The sequence below is a fragment of the Leptolyngbya sp. CCNP1308 genome (assembly GCF_034932455.1).
Classification (GTDB): Bacteria; Cyanobacteriota; Cyanobacteriia; order Phormidesmidales; family Phormidesmidaceae; genus Nodosilinea.
In genome coordinates this window covers 206,660-225,445 of sequence record NZ_JAYGIH010000001.1, presented here as the reverse complement: position 1 = coordinate 225,445, position 18,786 = coordinate 206,660, and the positions used below count along the sequence as shown (strand labels likewise).

At 57.8% G+C, this 18,786-nt stretch carries 21 protein-coding genes, 1 tRNA gene and 1 riboswitch; of the genes, 13 read left to right on the top strand and 9 right to left on the bottom strand.

Annotated features, from left to right (window positions below):
- Both VB780_RS01030 and VB780_RS01025 read right to left on the bottom strand, forming a co-directional pair.
- The coding region (locus tag VB780_RS01030) for a hypothetical protein (RefSeq protein WP_323349278.1) at positions 1-229 on the bottom strand (229 nt) is incomplete at its 3' end.
- Between the two features lie 34 nt (positions 230-263).
- A complete protein-coding gene (locus VB780_RS01025) occupies positions 264-494 on the bottom strand; it encodes a helix-turn-helix transcriptional regulator (RefSeq protein ID WP_323349277.1) in 231 nt (76 codons plus the stop codon).
- 228 nt (positions 495-722) lie between these two features.
- Here VB780_RS01025 and VB780_RS01020 point away from each other — a divergent pair, with 228 nt between their 5' ends.
- The 6 genes from VB780_RS01020 to VB780_RS00995 all read left to right on the top strand — a co-directional run bounded on the left by VB780_RS01020 (position 723) and on the right by VB780_RS00995 (position 3,721).
- A complete protein-coding gene (locus VB780_RS01020) occupies positions 723-950 on the top strand; it encodes a hypothetical protein (protein WP_323349276.1) in 228 nt (75 codons plus the stop codon).
- On the top strand, positions 947-1,120 hold the full coding sequence (locus VB780_RS01015; RefSeq protein WP_323349275.1) for a hypothetical protein: 174 nt from the start codon (positions 947-949) through the stop codon (positions 1,118-1,120). Before VB780_RS01020 ends, VB780_RS01015 begins: the two co-directional genes overlap by 4 nt.
- Positions 1,121-1,354: 234 nt before the next feature.
- On the top strand, positions 1,355-2,827 hold the full coding sequence (locus VB780_RS01010) for a hypothetical protein (protein WP_323349274.1): 1,473 nt from the start codon (positions 1,355-1,357) through the stop codon (positions 2,825-2,827).
- Positions 2,820-3,080, top strand: a complete 261-nt coding sequence (locus VB780_RS01005) for a hypothetical protein (protein ID WP_323349273.1) — start codon at positions 2,820-2,822, stop codon at positions 3,078-3,080. Before VB780_RS01010 ends, VB780_RS01005 begins: the two co-directional genes overlap by 8 nt.
- A complete protein-coding gene (locus tag VB780_RS01000) occupies positions 3,073-3,492 on the top strand; it encodes a hypothetical protein (RefSeq protein WP_323349272.1) in 420 nt (139 codons plus the stop codon). Before VB780_RS01005 ends, VB780_RS01000 begins: the two co-directional genes overlap by 8 nt.
- Positions 3,485-3,721, top strand: coding sequence for a hypothetical protein (locus tag VB780_RS00995; RefSeq protein WP_323349271.1), 237 nt, complete (start codon positions 3,485-3,487; stop codon positions 3,719-3,721). Before VB780_RS01000 ends, VB780_RS00995 begins: the two co-directional genes overlap by 8 nt.
- Positions 3,722-4,082: 361 nt before the next feature.
- Here VB780_RS00995 and VB780_RS00990 read toward each other — a convergent pair whose 3' ends face one another.
- The 3 genes from VB780_RS00990 to VB780_RS00980 form a co-directional block, all read right to left on the bottom strand.
- Complete coding sequence (locus tag VB780_RS00990; RefSeq protein WP_323349270.1) at positions 4,083-5,162, bottom strand: hypothetical protein; 1,080 nt, start codon at positions 5,160-5,162, stop codon at positions 4,083-4,085.
- Positions 5,163-5,295: 133 nt separating this feature from the next.
- A tRNA-Cys gene (locus tag VB780_RS00985) sits at positions 5,296-5,366 on the bottom strand.
- 135 nt (positions 5,367-5,501) lie between these two features.
- Positions 5,502-6,320 carry a creatininase family protein gene (locus tag VB780_RS00980; RefSeq protein ID WP_323349269.1) on the bottom strand — a complete coding sequence of 273 codons (819 nt, stop codon included), beginning with the start codon at positions 6,318-6,320 and terminating at the stop codon, positions 5,502-5,504.
- A gap of 125 nt (positions 6,321-6,445) precedes the next feature.
- A riboswitch (Glutamine riboswitch) is annotated at positions 6,446-6,502 on the top strand.
- 39 nt (positions 6,503-6,541) lie between these two features.
- On the opposite strand from VB780_RS00980, the gene VB780_RS00975 reads away from it, so the two are divergent.
- From VB780_RS00975 to VB780_RS00960, 4 genes are all read left to right on the top strand, one after another.
- Positions 6,542-6,712, top strand: a complete 171-nt coding sequence (locus tag VB780_RS00975; protein WP_323349268.1) for a DUF4278 domain-containing protein — start codon at positions 6,542-6,544, stop codon at positions 6,710-6,712.
- A gap of 175 nt (positions 6,713-6,887) precedes the next feature.
- A complete protein-coding gene (locus tag VB780_RS00970) occupies positions 6,888-8,234 on the top strand; it encodes a PAS domain-containing sensor histidine kinase (RefSeq protein WP_323349267.1) in 1,347 nt (448 codons plus the stop codon).
- A gap of 290 nt (positions 8,235-8,524) precedes the next feature.
- Positions 8,525-9,292: a pseudouridine synthase gene (locus VB780_RS00965; RefSeq protein ID WP_323349266.1), complete on the top strand. Its 768-nt coding sequence runs from the start codon at positions 8,525-8,527 to the stop codon at positions 9,290-9,292.
- A 32-nt stretch (positions 9,293-9,324) separates the two neighbouring features.
- The gene (locus tag VB780_RS00960; protein WP_323349265.1) at positions 9,325-10,104 is read left to right on the top strand and encodes a helix-turn-helix domain-containing protein; all 780 of its coding nucleotides are present in this window, start codon (positions 9,325-9,327) and stop codon (positions 10,102-10,104) included.
- Between the two features lie 78 nt (positions 10,105-10,182).
- Here the strand turns inward: VB780_RS00960 and VB780_RS00955 are convergent, their stop codons facing one another.
- Positions 10,183-11,037, bottom strand: a complete 855-nt coding sequence (locus tag VB780_RS00955; protein ID WP_323349264.1) for a prohibitin family protein — start codon at positions 11,035-11,037, stop codon at positions 10,183-10,185.
- Positions 11,038-11,169: 132 nt separating this feature from the next.
- Positions 11,170-12,222, bottom strand: coding sequence for a phosphoribosylformylglycinamidine cyclo-ligase (gene purM, locus VB780_RS00950; protein WP_323349263.1), 1,053 nt, complete (start codon positions 12,220-12,222; stop codon positions 11,170-11,172).
- A gap of 847 nt (positions 12,223-13,069) precedes the next feature.
- On the opposite strand from purM, the gene VB780_RS00945 reads away from it, so the two are divergent.
- The 3 genes from VB780_RS00945 (at position 13,070) to VB780_RS00935 (ending at position 16,800) form a co-directional block, all read left to right on the top strand.
- Positions 13,070-13,969, top strand: a complete 900-nt coding sequence (locus VB780_RS00945; RefSeq protein WP_323349262.1) for a septal ring lytic transglycosylase RlpA family protein — start codon at positions 13,070-13,072, stop codon at positions 13,967-13,969.
- Between the two features lie 272 nt (positions 13,970-14,241).
- A complete protein-coding gene (locus tag VB780_RS00940; RefSeq protein WP_323349261.1) occupies positions 14,242-15,813 on the top strand; it encodes a bifunctional pantoate--beta-alanine ligase/(d)CMP kinase in 1,572 nt (523 codons plus the stop codon).
- 126 nt (positions 15,814-15,939) lie between these two features.
- On the top strand, positions 15,940-16,800 hold the full coding sequence (locus VB780_RS00935; protein WP_323349260.1) for a shikimate dehydrogenase: 861 nt from the start codon (positions 15,940-15,942) through the stop codon (positions 16,798-16,800).
- An 87-nt stretch (positions 16,801-16,887) separates the two neighbouring features.
- On the opposite strand, the gene VB780_RS00930 is transcribed toward VB780_RS00935, so the two are convergent.
- Complete coding sequence (locus VB780_RS00930) at positions 16,888-18,243, bottom strand: serine hydrolase (RefSeq protein ID WP_323349259.1); 1,356 nt, start codon at positions 18,241-18,243, stop codon at positions 16,888-16,890.
- Positions 18,244-18,359: 116 nt separating this feature from the next.
- Positions 18,360-18,731, bottom strand: a complete 372-nt coding sequence (locus VB780_RS00925) for a hypothetical protein (protein WP_323349258.1) — start codon at positions 18,729-18,731, stop codon at positions 18,360-18,362.
- Positions 18,732-18,786: the final 55 nt, after the last annotated feature.

The window sequence follows — 18,786 nt, the reverse complement described above, 5'->3', positions numbered from 1 at the left end:
TCGCATCACACAACCCGTCAACCTCGCCCCTAAAGCGGGCGGGCTGAGAGGCCCGGTAATACTGCCACCCTTGATAGAGCTGCAAGTAGAGCTGGGCTTGAGTCGGCGTTAGGCTGCCCCCCTGGGCCTGGGCTTTGCTGGCCAGGGCCTGCAAGCTGGGCTTAATGGATGTGAGATCGCATGGGCGCGAAAAAGTAGCCCCCGAGGTAGGGGCGGGCGGTTGATTCATGGTGGGTCAATCCCTGGTTAGATAGACGGCTCTTTTAACTGGCCTTGGGCGTTTCGTAGGCTTCTATCAATTCATCAATAGAGCATTTAAATAGCTCAAGCATCACCTTGACCTGGGATGGCCGCAAATGGGGTATTGCAAGACCTCTTTCCCAGTCGCTGATGGTGCCCTGACGGACATCCAGAGCCTCAGCCAGTTTCCGTTGTGTCAATTTGGCACGTTTTCTTAAAGTCACTGGCGTGATCCGATCTTCCTGGTCATGCATATTATACTATGACCGTATACGTTTGGCGTATACGATTGGTGACAACGTTCTAGCGGGGTCTTTGCTTGGCGGCTGGCCCCGTTAGAACCCCAATTATCCCAACACTCGACACGCATCCTATGAAAGCTTCAGTCACCCTCTGCCCACATCCGAATAGGCACTAAAAAAACGGCGATTGCCTCTGAGGGGGCGATCGCCGTTTGTTGTAACTACCCAAGGACTATACCAATGGTCAAAGACAAGCTAATTCACACCATCCACCTCACCACCGGCGAACAAAAGGCGCTGATGGACGAGATGGTAACCCTGCTCACCTCCGACACCATAGACCTGCCGCCTAAGACCGTAGATTTCCTGGAATCCATGGTTGACCGGCTCAGTGCCTCGATCATCCAGTGCGCCGAAATGGAGATTCAGTACGAGCAGGCCATAGCGCTTGAGCGGGGTGAGGCATGAGTCCATATATCGAGCTACGAGCAGTGGGGCCAGAGTACCTGTGGATTGGTACTCCAGGCTCTGACGCTGTGATTTTTCAACGGCGATACAGCCTCGTAGAGCATCCCAACCGGGATTTGCTTAACCCCATCTGGTGCGATGGCATCAGCGCCCTGCTGGTGAGGGCCTAGCTATGACTATTTACCGTTGCCCGAGCTGCTTGTCGACTGTACTTACTCGGATGGACAAAAAACTTGAAGAGTTAGCAGGAATTGGCCCCCTCTGCCTAGAGTGCGGGTGGGAAGGGTCGTTCAGCGATCTGCAAACTTTCGATTCAGACGAAGACCAATAAAAACGGCGATCGCCCCCACATAGGCGATCGCCGTTTTTGTACCAACAGACTTCAATTCAACTTAGGGAGCATTATGACTCAAAAACGCTTATTCCCCTCTCATCCCCACGGGGCCAAGCTTACCCAAATCTTCGGCTACGGCTGGAAGTGGCTAGAGGCCCCCCTCGAAGAGCACAACATCGACACCGCCTGGAAGACCAACAGCAAATACCGCATTAAGCCCAGAGTGCTCTGGTCAGCCTGGCAAGACCCCAAGCGAGTGATCGGCGTCCGTTTCGGCAGCTCCACCTGCTACGGCCTGATCGACATCGACCACAACAGTCCTTATATAGAGCGCATAGACGACATTTGCGGTGCACTCGAAACCATCGGCATCGTTCGCACCATCATCATTCGCAGCAGCTTTAGCGGCGGCATACACATCTACTGCCCCCTGCCCCAGCACTTCCCCACATTTAGCGTGGCCTGTGCCCTACAGCAGTGCCTAGAGGCCCAGGGCTACCAAATCGCCCCCGGCCAGCTCGAATGCTTCCCCAACGTCAAATCTTGGGGCAACTTTTGGAAAAAGCAGTTCACCGAATACAACGGCCACCGCCTGCCGCTGCAACCCATGACCGGGGCCTGCGTGCTCGACCAAGACTTAAACCCCATCGGCGGAGCCTACGACCTTGCCCTATTCCTGGCCCAGTGGGATAACGCCGTCCTGCAGAACGACGCCGAAACCATTGGCGAGGCGATCGCCGTCGCCAGGGCCAACCGCCGCCACCGCTACCGCACCAAAGCCACCGGCCCCGTCGAAGACTGGAAGAACGACCTAGAAACCATGATCGCCGAAGGCTGGACCGACCACGGCCAGACCAACCTGCTACTCAAAGAGATCGCCACCTATGGCCGCGTCTTCAAGGGCCTAAACGGACTTGAACTATCCGACTACATCGAAGCCACCGCCACCAGCTGCCCCGGCTTTGATCAATGGTGCCGACATCAGCACCAAATCCACAAGAAGGCCGCGCAGTGGGCCGCCAGCGCCAGCAACTACTACTGGCCATTGGGTAGCGAACCCCTGAGAGAGCGAACCCGCGCAGGGGTCAACAGAACCCGCGCAGAAGATGCTCGACATCGGATTGCTGTCGCCGTCCGAGACTTGGGCGAACAAATTAAGCTCACTATCTCCCAGCTAGTCGAGCACCTCACCAAAGCGGCCCAGTGCTCTGCTCAGACCCTCTACAAAAACGCCGATTTATGGCATCCAGAGCGATCGCAGCCTGCAATGCCTGTAATGGACGCTATACCAAGCGTTCCAGCCACTCTAGAACAGGTCAGGGCTGAGATGCAGGCAAGCCTCGAAAGCGTTGGTAATGGGCCTATTACACGCATAGGGGGGGAAAATGAAGCGTGTATCCTTGAAACCCGCCCTTTAAAATTTAAACCTCCCCAAGGGCAGGAAGGGGGGTGCGGGGGGAAGGGAGGGATATCCACAGGCCCCAGCCTCCACTGGCCCCCCATCGACTGGAACGAGGGCGCAGTAGGTGACTGCCATGCTTAGAGAACGCCCCATCCCCCGCCAATATCGCGGCCCCGCCACCGCCGCCGCAGCTGCGCCAGCTACAGCTGGCGACAACCTAGCCCCCCTCATTGCCGAAGTAGACGCCCTCCGCTTTGACCTGGGCTACCCCCGCTGGTCATCCCTCCGCGCCTGGTGCGACGACGGCGACCCCCTCACCACCGACCAAGGCGGCCTAGAGCGCCTGGTCGAGCGCCTCTGCATTCTCTGGGAGGGCCGCTGCAATCATGGGTAGACCATCAAACTGGAGCGGCCCCACCCGAGCGATCAGGGTGCCAGAGCACTTGGCCGAGCATCTGCTCACCATTGCCCGCCAGCTCGACAACCCCGAGCCAGCGAATAACGTACAAAACCCCAGCGGCCTGCCCATCTGCAAACCCAAGGCCGACGCCGAAACGATCGCCCAGGGCCTAGCCGAAGGGTGGATCGTGCCCAAGGCCGCGCCCCTACCGCCCTACCTGCTCACCAGCACCAGCCCTAAGGGCACCTACCGCTACACCGTTCACCCACCGCCCGATATCCCCGCCGAAGTCTGGGCCGAAGCCGATCGCCTGATTGATGAGGTTTGCGGCCAGATGTCACAGAAAGAACACTGGCTCATGCTGGGCCGCCTAGTCGAAGAATGGGGGCAAAAAGTCGATGGCTAAACAATCCCCATGGATGAACACCGCCGCCGCCTGCCAGCGCCTGGGCGTTAGCCGGTGGGTGCTCGCCACCGCTCGCCAAAATGGCGAGCTCAAAAAGGGCCACCACTGGAAAGTAAAAAACCCCACCGCCGCCCGATTAACCTACCTCTGGCACTGCGATCGACTCGAAAAGTGGCAGAGCGATGTTGATGAACGCGCCCTCGGTGAGGCGTTTAGGTTGTTTCAGTAGTTAGGCATGACCTACGAATTTGACTGGGAAGAAACAGGGGAGTTTTGCCCCCAATGCGGCGGGGCCTTTCGTATTAGGTCATGCGAGATCTGTGGCGGTGAAGGTGAAATAGACCTCTACGAGGAAGATGCCATCAACTTCTCCCCCGGGGAGACAGAGTACTGTGAAGCCTGCTCTGGGACGGGAATTGATGAGTGGTGCCCAAACTGCGGTGACGTTTCTAGGGAGACTTGCCCTACTTGTGGCGGTAATGCCTACGTGCTTGACCCTGACGGCAATGGGGTCGATGACTACCTTGCCTGCCCCGATTGCGACGGGGACAGGATTCTAATCAAGCTGATTCCATTCCACCCCGACCATGTCAAAGTTGAGGTGCTTGGGGTCGATCGCCCCGACCAATCCCCGCCTGATAGATAGCCCAATAGACACCCTCATCAATCCACCGGCGATAGACCTTGCAGTGCGTCTCTGGGCTGTGCCCCATCAGCTTGGCCCCAAACTCTGGGCTGTAGCCAAACTCTAGGCACCGGCGAGCAAAACTGTGGCGCAAATCGTAAGCCTGGCAAAAACCCAGGCGATTAAAGGCCCTCGCCGTCTTTGTACCCAATTGGGCATTACTGTTTCCAGCGATATTTTCCAGCGGTGGCATGGTCACCGCCGACAGCTCCCAGGCCGTGGCCCACTCTGGGTACAGCGGCCACACAAACCTCGAACCAGTTTTGGTGTCCTCATGCACCCTCACCGTCGGGAAATCTGCCAGGTCAAGAGAATAAGCCTCATGGGGGCGTAGGCCATAGGTGGCCAGCATCCCAAACAGCCACCGCCACCCCGGCTCGGCAATAGTGCCCCGCCAACCGGCGATCTGTTTATCGGTGGGCAACGAGCGCGGGTCAACCGCCGCCGCGCTATAGCTGCCCTTGAGCTGGGCAAACCCCTCCACCGGCAGGCCCGCAAATTCTGCCAGCTGGCGGTAGGCATTGCAGGCCCGCAGCCGCGACCGTGAATCTTCCTCCGTTCGTTTCTCGGCGGTCTGCTCCAGCAGGGCCACCGTCAACGGCGCATCAATGGGCAGTTTGTTAAAGGGCTGCTGATAGTCGGTTTTCCAAGTGATCGGCGCGCCCTTCCACCGGCGCTTAAACCGCTCCACCCAATCCCCCACCGTCTCAGCCCGGTCGCCTCGGTAAGGCCCCCAATCGAACCGCCCAGCCTCTAGGGCAACCCCTATCCCCTTCGCCTGCTCCTCAGCCAGCGAGAGGCCCCTAGGGTTAGCCGGTAGCCCCAACGCGATCCGCTGCTGGTGTGGCGAATCTTTAGTGCTCCCAGGCGCAGGCGGAAATGTGCCCCTGGCATAAAGCTTCTGATTCAGCACTTGCAGCCGCACCCGAATCCTCGCCGCCTTCAGGCGACCGTTAGCCCGGTTCAGCCGCTCTGCAAATTCCATGCCTAGATTTTGCCTATAAATAGAGGCTCAATTGGCAACAACTAACTACAACTAGCAACAATACATAAACCGTAACAGAGCTGTGATGCCCTGTCTACGGTGCTTCTGGCTCAAAAATGAGCGCAGTAAACAAAGGCGACACCCGGATTCGAACCGGGGTTGGAGGTTTTGCAGACCTCTGCCTTACCACTTGGCTATGTCGCCGCCTCATCAGTTTTTGAGTATAGCAAACTCCAGGGACGCGATCTGGCGATCGCACCCCATTACCTTGGATAAATCAACTGTTCATCCCAGAGCGCAATTGGCTACCGCGATCGCTTCAGACTCGCGCTTGAACCTCTAGTGTAGGTAAGCCAAGTCAGGGTGAGGCTGGCGAAATCGATAAATATCCTCCAGAGCCGTCGCCCAACTGGTTGCCAACGAAGAGAGGAGTTGATCCCCCTTTTCGGCAGTAGCCACGGTCGGGTCGCCCAAAACGCCGCTGGCGCTAAGATCGCGCGTTACCCAGGCAAAGGGCAAAGCCCCCTCCATAGTTAGCCAGCTCTCCGTCGGCAAATTTTGAGGAAACTCCGCCGTGGCCCGCTCCATACGCACCTGATCCGGCAGGATTGACAGCATCAGGCTAGTTTCAGCATCCCCGGCATGAATGCCCAGCTCCATCTCTTTGGGGGTTAGCAGAGTGCCCGCGCAGTTGGGCACCGCCCATACAAATAGAGGGAATACCATCAAATCGCCGTGGATTTGGTGTAAATCCCGCGCGGCAATCTCCAGCACCTGAGGCTGACCGCCGTGGGCATTGAGCAGCACCAGCTTGCGAAATCCGGCCCGATAGAGGCTTTCGGCAACGTCGTGAATTATCTTTAGCAGGGTTTCGGCGGAGAGGGTGATCGTACCCGGAAAATGCCAGTGCTCGTTAGATTTGCCGTAGTACAGCGGGGGCAAGCTATAAACCGGTACCGCAGCGTCTAGCTGGGCCAATGCCTTGCCCAGCACAGTCGTGCAGATGACGCTATCTACGGCTAGGGGTAAGTGGGGGCCGTGCTGCTCGATTGCCCCCATGGGCTGCACAATAACAACGTTTTCGCGATCGCCCATGGCCTCAATCTCCGTCCAGGTGAGGTAAGGAAAATAGCGATGGGGCGGAATCGGAGCATGCATAGGTCAACAGGCCAGTAGGTAAGGGATATAGAGAGCTGAGCCGGAATGGTTTTACAAAACTTTTCTAATAGAGAATATAGACTTGACAGTTACAGAATAAACAGTAACAATGAATACAGAAACAAATCGTTCATCTCTCTCACAAGAGACGGAAGTAGAGCATCAGCTCGAAGGAACGCGCCTCTGTTTACACACCTTCACTCATTAAGGAGAGGCGAAAGATGTCCTTGAAATATCGCGGCGTTGATTACGAACCGGCTACTGCTCAAGTAACCGTGTCTGAAGAGGTTATTGGTCGCTATCGTGGTGCTGTTGCCACTCGCCACGTGGCACCGCAGGCTAAGGCCGACCATCCCCAGGGCCTCAAGTATCGCGGAGCCGCTGTTCGATAGCTTAAGTTTGCCCGGTTAGGCTGAGAGGTAGCTCCGTCTGCAAAGTCGGAGCTACTGCTTATTTTTAAGGGCAGGAGATTGCCTGAGTCGTTATTTTACTAGAAGCACCTCTGTGGGGGTGCTTTTTTGTGCGATAGGCTTGGACAAGACTTAATCGCTGCGGCCAGGGAAAAGGTTGACTATTTTTGCGTATCTGCTGGGTCTAGCTACAGGGGCGCTACTGTTGTTTTGGCAGCAGGGGCGGCAGCGGTACCGCGAGCGGCGTCTGATTAAGACCCTGCAAGCTACCGACTGGCATGCGGCCCTAGGGCAGGTTGAGCAATTGGTGAAAACTCAGCCGCAGCAGCAGCGGCAGCTGCGATCGCTGGGTACTAGCCGCGACACCCTAGAGCGCATTTTACAAACGGCTCCCATTGGCTATCTCCAGGTCGATGAAGAAAACCAGCTGATCTGGTGCAACGATCAGGCCAACCGCCTGCTCAAAATGAATCAGCCCCTGACAGGGTCGGTACAGCGTCGCCGCCTGCTGCTAGAGGTGGCCCGCTCCTATGAACTCGACGCGCTGATTGAAGAAACCCGCGAAAAGCAAACCCACTGCCAGCGCGAGTGGATGCTCTATCAGATTTCTCCGGATCCCCTGCATCCTAAAGAAGAGCCGACCTTTCCCCTGCGCGGCTACGCTATCCCCCTCGATAGCGGTGAAGTCGGCGTATTTTTAGAAAATCGTCAGGAGGCGGCGCTGCTGGTGCAGCAGCGCGATCGCTGGACCTCTGACGTGGCCCACGAGCTCAAAACCCCCCTCACCTCCATTCGCCTGGTGGCCGAAACTCTCCAGCCCCGCGTCGATGAGAGCCAGCGCCGCTGGCTTGACCGCCTGGTCAACGAAACCATTCGTCTGAGCAATTTGGTCGAAGATCTGCTGAATCTCAGTCGTCTCCAGGGGGATCAGTTTCAGGGGCTGAGCCTCAAACCTGTTGATTTGCCCCAGTTAGTGCAACGGGCATGGGTAAGCCTAGAGCCTTTAGCCCAGGTCAAAGCGCTCAAGCTAGCTTACGATGGCCCTTCCCACTGCCTGGCCAATCTCGATGAGCCGCTGTTTCATCGGGTATTGCTCAACCTGATCGACAATGCGATTAAACACAGCCCCAGTCGCGCCACCGTTTATGTTCGGTTGTTAGAGCCTGGTGCCCCATCATTGGGTTACGACGCCGAAGAGCCTGAGCCTGAGAGGCTAATCCTCGACGTAATGGATATGGGGCCGGGCTTCAACGCCAAAGATCTGCCCTACATCTTTGACCGCTTCTACCGGGCCGATCCCTCGCGCACCCGCACTGACCCACTGGTAGACCTAGTTCCTGTAGACGCCGGAACCGCGACAGAAGTGGGCCGGGGTACAGGGCTGGGCCTGGCCATTGTCAGCCAAATTATTGAGGCCCACAATGGCACGATTACCGCCGCCAATCACCCCGAACTGGGCGGCGGCTGGCTGCGGCTGCGGCTGCCGGCTACTCAGCCCGAATAGCCGGGTATTGGATCAAATCTGAATCACATAGCCCCGATTTTCAACAGGCGAAACCGTAGGGGCAAATCGCATTCGCTCTTCTGAATCGGGGGTTAAGCAAGAAGGATTTACTGTTAGAGGCATTTTGTTGCCTTTTGCCGTCAGCCTATTGGCTGAGTTAATCATCCTTACTTAAAGGTATTGGAAGGTATTGGTAAGAACTTATACTCAGATGCCCTAGATTGCTGCCATAATTGTTAAGCAGGTTTACTTGCCCCTGTCGGGGTTACCTATCTAGGCGTCACCACGTCATGGCAGAACGGCTACAAAAAATTCTTTCTCAGTATGGGGTTGCCTCCCGGCGGCAGGCCGAACAGATGATTGAGTCGGGGCAGGTGCAGGTCAATGGAGTCGTGGCGCATTTGGGGCAGCGGGCTGACCCCAGCTGCGATCGCATTGAAGTCAATCAGCACCCCCTCCAGCCCTATCACCGACCGACTCAGCACTACCTGCTGCTGCACAAGCCCCTCGGCATGGTGTCTACCTGTGCGGATCCTGAAAATCGTCCTACTGTCCTCACTGTCTTACCCCCTGAGTTGCAGGCCGTCGGTATACACCCCGTTGGGCGACTCGATGCCTACACGACCGGAGCGCTGCTGCTCACTAACGATGGTGATTTCACTTTTCGGCTCACCCATCCCCGCCACGACGTCTCTAAAACCTATCGGGTACATCTCGACGGTCAGTTGTCCACCTCAGCCCTCGAGGCCTGGCGACAAGGTATCTGGCTCGATCGCCAGCTGACCCGTCCTGCCGAGGTTCAAGTCATCGCCACTAACTCAAACCATACCCAGCTTGAGGTTATTCTTCAGGAAGGGCGCAACCGGCAAATCCGTCGGGTCGCCAAGGCCCTAGGGCATCGGGTGATAGACTTACACCGAACCGCAGTGGGTTCAGTTACGCTAGGTAACTTAGGTGTGGGGGCTTACAGGGCTTTATCATCTGCCGAAATTGAGGCATTATTAGCTGAGTCATCGGTTCAATCAACCCCTCAGCAAACTGCCTCCGTCATTCGTTAGCTGTTCGCCGTCTTGAGCTAGATTTTCCCTGTATGAAGACAAAAGAGTTGGTTGATCCTAATGCCCTCTACCGAGAACAGCTCTCGGAGCTTGGTACGCTGTTGCGCTCGGCTCGCCAGCAGCAGGAACAAAGCCTAGAGGTCATGGCTGAAAAAACCTTGATTCGTCCTACCCTGTTGGCCGCCATCGAGCAGGGCGATCTAGACGGGCTGCCTGAACCCGTGTATATCCGTGGCCTGCTGCGTCGCTACGGCGATGCCCTCAACCTTGATGGCGAGACCTTAGCCAGTCAATTTTTTACCCCACCTCGCATTCAGCGGCCCTCCTGGAAAGAGACTCCAGCGGCTCAGTTGCGCCCTTTGCACCTCTATGGTGCCTATTTTGTACTGCTGGTGGCGGCCATTAGCGGGCTGTCCTACGTGCTGCGGCAGACGGCCCCAGAGGTGACTGTGCTGCCTCCTTTGAACCCCCTTAATGGGGTTGAGGCTCCGTCCAACCCAGGGACGAACAATACCCCTGCTCCCCCTGCTGCCGAGATTGAGGAGCCCCAGGCTCCGATCAAAGTCAAAATGACGCTCACTGCTCAGTCGTGGCTGCGCATCACCTCCGACGGTAGAACTGAGTTTGAAGGTATTTTGCAGCCAGGGGATACTCGCCTGTGGACTGCAGATCAGGCTCTAACGGTTCGAGCGGGCAATGCCGGTGCGGTGATGGTCAGCTACAACGATAACCAGGCCGAAGCCCTAGGCCAGCCTGGGATGGTGCGAGAAATTACCTACTCCCCCATTGAGGCCATTAGTCTAGCCTGGTAGAATTTGTCCTAATCAAGGTTGACCTCGGTTGCGCCGCTGTAATGGCGCAACCGAGGTCAACCTGTTTGGGCCACTGGGTTAGCCTGGCTGGTCTGTCTCGTCACTGGCGACTTGTTGCAGGTCAAAGAGGAGCGGCACGGTGCTGCCTTGACCCATCACTAAAACTCGGGGTACTTGAGCACCCCCTCCTTTCCAAGCCTCAATCGCCTCTTTTTGCAGGACGAGCTGACCGCCCTTGGCCTTGAGGGTTTCAGCAATCAGGCGCTGAGCTTCGGCTCTACCCTTAGCCCGGTTAATTTCGGCCTGGGCCTCCTGCTCTGCCTCTTGGGCGATGTAGACGGCGCGGCGGGCGCGCTGTTCGGCAATTTGCTTGTCTTCCACAGCCTTGGCAAACTCAGCCGAGAATGTGAGATCGACCACGCTGGTGTCCAGCACTAAAATGCCGTACTTGTCGAGACGAAAGGTTAGAGCGTCGTCAAAGTCTTGCTTGAGTTCAGCCCGTTGGGTAATCGCCTCTTCAACGGTACGGCGGGCGGCAGCAATTTTAAACGACTCCTGGGTCTGGGGTGCCACAATCTTAGACACGATGTTTTCGAGCGTACCCTGAGTGCGACGAATATTCACGACCTCGGTAGGGTCAAGGCGAAAGTTAATAGCAAAGCGGCCGGAGAGATCTTGCAGGTCTTTGGTTGAGCTTTGGGCTGGCACCTCAAACTTCTGCACCGTTACGTCGTACACATCGACAGTAGATACTAGGGGCGGCTTCAGGTGAATACCCTCTAGCAGCACCCCATCCTGAGACTTACCCAGAATGCTCAGCACCCCGGCCTGGCCTGGGTTGATAATGACAAAACTGCTGGTGACCAGAGCTAAGCCCACAATCGCGAGAAAGCTCAGCACCACTGGCTGCCAGTTTAGAGTCGAAGATTTCAACGGACGTTCCCAATTATGCTGCCCTTCTACGGTATCGGCTATTGAGCCAGAAAGGGGCAGTTCTTCAGCAAGGCTTCGGATCGAAGTTGTTTCTAGGGGCGAGAGCAGGGGGGCTCAGCCAAGGCTAGGGAACTACTCAGGTAGGCCGGTAACCTGACCTGACCCAGAGGTCACTTCGCCTACCAGGTAGGCCTCGACCTGGTGTTGGGCGAGCCAGGCAAGGGTGCGATCGCTCTCTTGGGCAGGAACCACCAGAGCAAAGCCCAGCCCCATATTAAACGTGTTGTAGAGATCGACTGCGGGCACCTGGCCCGCCTCGGCTAGCCAGCTAAACACCGCAGGTACGGGCCAGCTGCCCGCATTTAGGTGAATACCCTGATCTGGTCCCAGGCAGCGGGGCAGGTTCTCGGGCAGACCGCCGCCGGTAATATGGGCCATGCCGTGGATGGTGAGCCCCTCTCGACGAGCCTTGAGGATAGGCCCTACATAGATGCGTGTGGGGGTCAGAAAGACTTCCCCCAGGCTGTGGTTGCCCAGGGTCGGCACGGTTTCGTCCCAGCTGTAGCCGGTAGTAGCAGCGTCGGTGCGCTGACCCTCGGCTACTACTTTACGAACCAGGCTAAAGCCGTTGCTGTGCACACCGCTGCTGGCCAGTCCAATGATGCGATCGCCCACCTGCACCCGGCTGCCGTCCAAAATTTGAGACTTCTCGACTACACCGACGCAGAAACCCGCCAGATCGTATTCGCCAGGGCCATAGAAGCCGGGCATTTCAGCCGTTTCGCCCCCCAATAGGGCACAGCCCGCCTGGCGACAGCCCGCCACAATGCCCTCTACAACTTCTGCTAGGGCGGCGGGCTCAAGCTTGCCCGTGGCCAGATAGTCGAGAAAAAACAGCGGTTCGGCCCCGCTGGTGAGAATATCGTTGACACACATGGCTACTAGATCAATGCCAACGGTGCTGTGGCGCTGGGTAAGCTGGGCAATTTTGAGCTTGGTGCCCACGCCGTCGGTACCCGATACCAGCACGGGTTCGCGGTAGCCAGCGGGCAGCTCGCAGAGGCCGCTGAAGCCTCCTAAGCCCCCTAACACCTCTGGACGGCGAGTGCTGTCTACCAGACTGCGAATGCGCTGCACAAAGCCCCGCCCCGCCTCTACATCTACACCAGCATCCCGATAGTCCATGGGGTCAACGTCTCCTGTATGGCCAGTCTCTTACCTTAGAAACGGGGGTGAGCTTCGTCAATGGGCTAAGGGGGGCAGCGGCGGCGATCGCCCTGGATTGACGCCTTAACCTTTTAGATTTTGGATCCAAATGGCAGGAATTTGGTGCGCTTGGCCAAGGTGTTAATCGGCAATTCTGGCCGCGACGGCGCGCTATCACCCCAAAAATTAGCCTCTGAAATCAGATACAGAGTTCTGGCAGAGTTCCGGAAAATTTACCTTTCGCTGACAAAAATCTGCCAAAACGGTGAATAGACTGATTAATCTTACATAACTCAATTGACTCTATCCATAAATAATTTGAAAGTTAGCCATATGGCCTGAGACCCAGCAAGCCCAGTTACCGGAGCAGGTTGAGCCGATTGTGTGAGGTCAGATACTCTTTTATTTTTTGGTCAAGGGCTATACCTACGGGTAGATGCCCGGATTCGCACTGCCGTCCGAACGTGCTAGGTTACATTTCGTCAAAAACCGAAGACCAATTTGCAATGGGTACGGGGTTCAAGGCAGTTCCTGTGCTGTCTGTTCTGCGCAATTTTTATCGCCAGAATCTATCCCCTGCTCTTTCTGTTGAATTCTTTTGGTGTAAATGAAACATCATGTATTGGGCGGACTGACGGTTGCCGTCGCTATGTCCGTTTTTGGAGCACCCTTGCCCACTCAAGCCCAGGATAAAGGCGATAATAGCCTCTCCCTGGATCCCGAGACAGCACATCATGCTAATGTTCTATCTCCCCTCCCTGACGCAGATTCGCTTGCAGACTCTGACTCTTCAACTTTTGAGCCTAGCCAACCTAACTCAGCCTTATTGCTTCAGCCCTCTGATTCAACTGACAACATTCTCGAAACAGCTACTGTCTTTCCCCAAGCCCTAGAGGTTCGTCAGGCCGACGAGTCTGCCCCTGATGCAGCCTCATTGCCTCAGCCAGCTCAACCTGCTGACAATACGCTTGAGACAGCCACTGTATTTCCCCATGCTCTAGACTCTCGCCAGGCCGCTACGGTCTACATCCGTTCGATTCCGGTCGTAACCCTGGTGGGGGGTGAGCTCGAAACCCTCAGCGCCAGCCGAGGAACGGTTGCGGTAGCCTCAGATGCTCAAGAGCCCCAGCGCCGAGCGGATGCTGTGGTGGCTCGTCTACAGTCGTTGGCGGCCAGCAGCAATGCCGACGCCATCGTAGCCCGTTGGGATAGCGAAGATGAGTCATTTGTGGTTGCTTGGGGTGATGAACCGCTGATCACCCTCGACGAGCAAACTATTTTGCCCGATACCACCGACAACCCTGGTGAAGATGCCCTCCATATCGCCAATCGGCTGCGGCGGCTGCTGGGCGATGCCCCTCCCCTAGCGCGCATCGAGGGCCTGCCCGAGCCTGCTGCTGCTGCTGCAGCGCAAGTCGGAGTGGTGTCTTCCACCCTTACCGGTATGGCCTCTTGGTACGGGCCTGGCTTCCACGGACGACGCAGTGCCAGTGGGGAGGTATTTAACCAAAACGACCTGACGGCTGCCCACCGTACACTGCCCTTTGGCACTCGGGTGCGAGTCACTAACCTGTCTACGGGCCAGTCTGTAGTGGTGCGCATAAACGATCGCGGTCCCTTTGGCCACGGTCGGGTGATTGACCTCTCAGCAGCGGCGGCCGGCAATATTGGCATCAGGGCCAGCGGAGTAGGCCGGGTACAGCTAGAGGTGCTGTCGGCCGAATAGTCGCTTTGGCCAACGTTGATGCCCTGGAGGTTGATGCTCCGGGGCTTGAAGCTAGCCCTCTCCAACCCGACTGGTGGAGAGGGATTTTGATGGTCTGCCCTGGCCCTAGAGCTGCAGAAGCGCTGAAGTAAAGTCATAGCAAAGCAGGGCATCGGGCGATATGCCCACGACTTTAAATCTGATACGGTATTACCTTTGGCGTGAGGTGGCCAGAATGTTAGCTGTCACACCCGTGCATATCCAGAGGGCACGCAGTAGAGGATGGGGAGATTGTGCGAGTACTCAAGACGGTTGAAGGGGTAAAACGATATTTAGCCCAAGCACGCCAGGATCAGACTGCAGAAGATGGCGTAGCAGTCGGGCTAGTACCCACTATGGGCCATCTGCACCCAGGCCATCTGAGCCTGATGGAGCGGGCACGGGTGGAAAATGCGGTGGTTGTGGTCAGCATTTTTGTCAATCCTCTCCAGTTTGGCCCCCAAGAGGATTTGGCCCGCTACCCTCACACCCCTGAGCAAGACCTGCGTCTGTGTGAACAGACTGGGGTCGATGCGGTGTTTATGCCCACTCCCGCGGCCTTCTACGGCGCTGCTGACCCACAGTCAAACGCCACGACCCAGGTGACTCCTCCCCAAGAAATGGTGGCGGTGCTGTGCGGCCCCCACCGGCCAGGCCATTTTGAGGGGGTGGCTACGGTGGTGACGAAGTTGCTGAGCCTGGTGTCCCCCGATCGCGCCTACTTTGGCTATAAAGATGCTCAACAGCTAGCAATTTTGAAGCGCCTGGTGCGCGATCTCAACCTGCCTGGCCAGCTGGTTGGTTGCCCAACAGTGCGCGAGGCGAGTGGTTTGGCCCTCAGCTCTCGCAATAGCTACCTAAGTGAGGTTGAGCGTCAGCAGGCAGCCGTACTCTATCGGGGTCTGATGGCAGCCCAGCAGTGCTTTCAGGCTGGTGAGCGGCTGGGTCAGGAGCTGACGGCGGCTGTGTATGCGGAACTGGCCCAGGAGCCCGCCCTTAGGCCCCAATATGTCGAGCTGGTGCATCCTGAAACGCTACAATCCCTTCAAAGAGTGGAGACGCTAGGGATGCTGGCGGTAGCGGCCCATCTGGGCAATACCCGGCTGATCGACAATGTATTGCTGCGCGATCGCCAGCCCATTGTGGCCATTGATGGGCCGGCGGGGGCCGGGAAATCGACCGTGGCTCGTCAGGTGGCCCAGCGACTCAACCTGCTCTACCTCGACAGCGGCGCGATGTATCGAGCGGTGACCTGGCTGGCTCTGGAGCAGGGTCTTGACGTGCAGGACGAGGTTGCGATCGCCGAACTTGTGCAGGACTGCGAAATCCGTCTAGAGGCCTCGGGCGATGACGCTGCCTTTGCCGCCTACCCCAGCCGCATCTGGCTCAACGGTCAGGAAGTGACCCAGGCCATTCGCAGCCCTGCTGTTACGGCTCAGGTCTCGGTGGTGTCAGCTCAGCCCACCGTGCGCGAGACCCTCCTGCGCCAGCAGCAGCAGTACGGCATCACTGGCGGTGTGGTGATGGAAGGCCGCGACATCGGTACCCAGGTGTTTCCCCAGGCGGAGCTGAAAATTTTTCTCACCGCGTCGGTGGGTGAGCGGGCCCGCCGCCGCCAGCGCGACCTCGCCGCCCAGGGGCAGGCCGCAGTGTCCCTCAGCGACCTGGAACAGGCTATCGACGATCGCGATCGCAAAGATAGCAGCCGTCGGGTGTCACCCCTGCGCCAGGCCGACGATGCGATCGCGCTCAACACCGACGGCCTCTCCATTGAGGAGGTCGTAGACAAGATAGTTCAGTTATTTGAATCGAGAGTAGGGCGATGAGCAGATGGGGGGATGGGGAAGATAGGGGGATGGGAAAGATGGGGCAATAAACTCAACGTTTCTAGACACACAACCAAATTGCTCTATCTCCTCCCCATCCCCTTCACCCTTCCTATCCCCCTTCCCATGCCCATCACCGGAACCACTCAACTCCTCGGCGTCATCGGCGACCCGATCGCCCACTCCCTGTCGCCGGTCATGCACAATGCTGCCCTGAAAGAACTCGGGGTCGACTACGTCTATGTGGCCTTTCCGGTGGCGGCAGAGGGGTTAGCAGCGGCGATCGCTGGCTTTGCCGCCATCGGGGTGCGGGGGTTCAGTATCACCATTCCCCACAAGCAGGCCATTCTGCCTCTGCTGGCAACGGTGACTGCCGAGGCCCGGGCCGTCGGTGCAGTTAACACGGTGTGGCGCACCGAACAGGGTTGGGCCGGTACCAACACCGATGTGGCCGGGTTTATCGCCCCGCTCAAAACATTAAAATCCTGGACTGGGAGCACGGCGCTGGTCTTGGGCAACGGGGGGGCGGCTAGGGCCATCGTGGCGGGCTGTGCGCAGCTGGGATTTGAATCGGTGCAGGTGGTGGGTCGCAGGGCTGAAGCCCTGGAGGCCTTTCAGCAGGGCTGGGTCGGTTCTCCTCTACAACCTCCGCTCACGGTTCACCCCTGGGAGGTGCTGCCGAGTTTGCTGCCCACCGCCGATTTAATTGTCAACGCTACACCCCTGGGTATGCACACCGCCGCAGGGCAGACGCCCCTAGCGGCAGAGTATCTGGCTTTGGCTCAGTCCCAGGCTGTGGTCTACGACTTGATCTATACACCGCGACCCACCCGCTTGCTGGCATTAGCTGATCAGCAGGGGCTAATGACCCTGGACGGACTAGAAATGCTGGTGCAGCAGGGGGCCGCTGCTCTGGCGATTTGGCTAGACGGCCCGGTACCTGTGGCCACAATGCGCCAGGCTCTGGTCGATTGGTTGGAGCGGTAGCTAAAGATCTGAGGCAACTTTCTTGGATGCTGGCGGCTGGATTGTTGGGATCGCCCACGTCATGCCGAGTTCAAAGGCGATCGCCCCCTAGGGCAAGAACGTTCCAGTTCGAATGGCCACCTCTTCAGACCTAGCTGCCTCGGGTTCAAAGCCATTGTAGGTGAGCAGGTGCTGACTGACCCCGGCGACGATCGATCGCATAGCCGCTTCGTTTCCGCTGTAGTCGAGGGTAGCGGTGATGATGTAGCGCTGACTGCCCACCTTAACCGCCGTAGTGGTACCCAGCACCTTAGAATTGCGGCCGGTCTTTTCCCCCAGCCAGTCAATGGGAGAGTTCACGGCAGCGTGGCCCAGGTTGCGATCGCGCTGGTCGGCCAACGCCGCTTCAATCCGGTCGGCTCCGGGAAACTCCCGGTTATAGATGGCCACCATCATGTCTGTCAGTTCATCGGTGGTGATGCGGTTGGGGGTGTTACCGGCGTTGGCGGGGTAAGTCGACTCGCCCACCAATTTTCTAGTGACGCGGGTGGCCCGGTACCCTCGGCTTTGCAGACTTTGCTGAATACCCTGCCATCCAATGTAGTCAATTAGCTGGTTGGTGGCGATATTGCCGCTGGCGCTAAGCATGTCGGCCATAATCTGCTCTACAGGATATTCGGTTCTGACCCAAATAGACCCGGCATCCTCGGTCCAATTGCTAGGGCTAACCCAGAGCGGGGTGGCGGGGTCAACACCTGACTGCTGAAGTTTGGTCATGAGCGCGATCGCCACCGGCACTTTGATCAGGCTGGCGGGGCTAGCGGGCGGAAGGTGGCCCTGCCACCGGCGGCATTCTCGCTGCAGCGAACACACCGTCAGGCGCACCCGCGCGGGTGCGCCAGTCTGTTCCACAATGGGCTGTAGAAATGCCGATCGAGCCGTGTCGTAGTGGTAGGCCGCGATCGCCCGCTGCTGCTCATACTGCTGTTTTTGGGCCGCTGCCTGGGCCTTGCCAAAAGTGTTGGGCGGAATCTGGTTCAGTGCTGCTACGGCTTTGTCCCAGAGGGTGTAGGCGGTAGCCAGTTCTGTGGCGGGCAGGGTAGCCGGGTTGCCCAGGGCGATCGCTGCCGCGGCAGCCTGCTCGGCTCGGTGCTGCAGCTGGCGGGCCGTTTCCTCCTGCTGTAGGCGGTAGTTGATGGCCCTGAGTTGGTCTAAGACGGCGGCGGGCGGTGGCCCTATCCCAGAACGGGTCACCGCCATCCCGGTAGGGTAATTGCTCAGCTCACCCCCCAGGCGATCGCGTAGATGATACAGCTCTGTCAAGGTCTCGACCTTGGTCAGGGCGACAGCGGGCTGGGGCCCTTGCTCGGGGGCCGCCACTGGAAACTTGGGCAGCGCTACATTGACCATCAAAACGCCCAGCACCACAGCGGGCTTTAACATCTGTAGCCAGGCAGAATGCATCAACCACCGATCCTTTGCGGTATCGAGATTGCCTACGGCAACCATGTGTTACGAAATGTAAGCCCTTTCCAGACGAAAAAATGCTAGCCAGATCACAAAATCGCCGCTTTTGGGCCTTAGCCGAGGGTTGGTGTCAAATTTCGTTGCAAAACCGTCTGCCAGCTCGCGCTCAAGTCGTCATCGCTGCGGTGGGCCTCCCATGGGCCGCTATCGAAACCGGCGATACTCCACTGCCCGGTAATATGGTCTCCGTCTTCGGACACGGTTCCCGTGTAATCAATGGGCGCTTGCCCCTTACCCAGATAGCGTTTGACAAACTGTATCTGGCGACCCGTCACGGTGCCGCTGAGTTGGGCTTCGCCCAGATAACCACCGTCGAGAATGCTGCCGCTCAGAGCATTGCCCCCCTGCACCAGGGTGGCTTCAAAGCGGGTTGGGGTATCCCGCTGCCAGTAGGTGCCCAGCCACATACCGCTCAAATCTGCCATTGACCTACCTTACATTCACAGCCTTACACGTACAATTTAAATACTGAGCATCCCC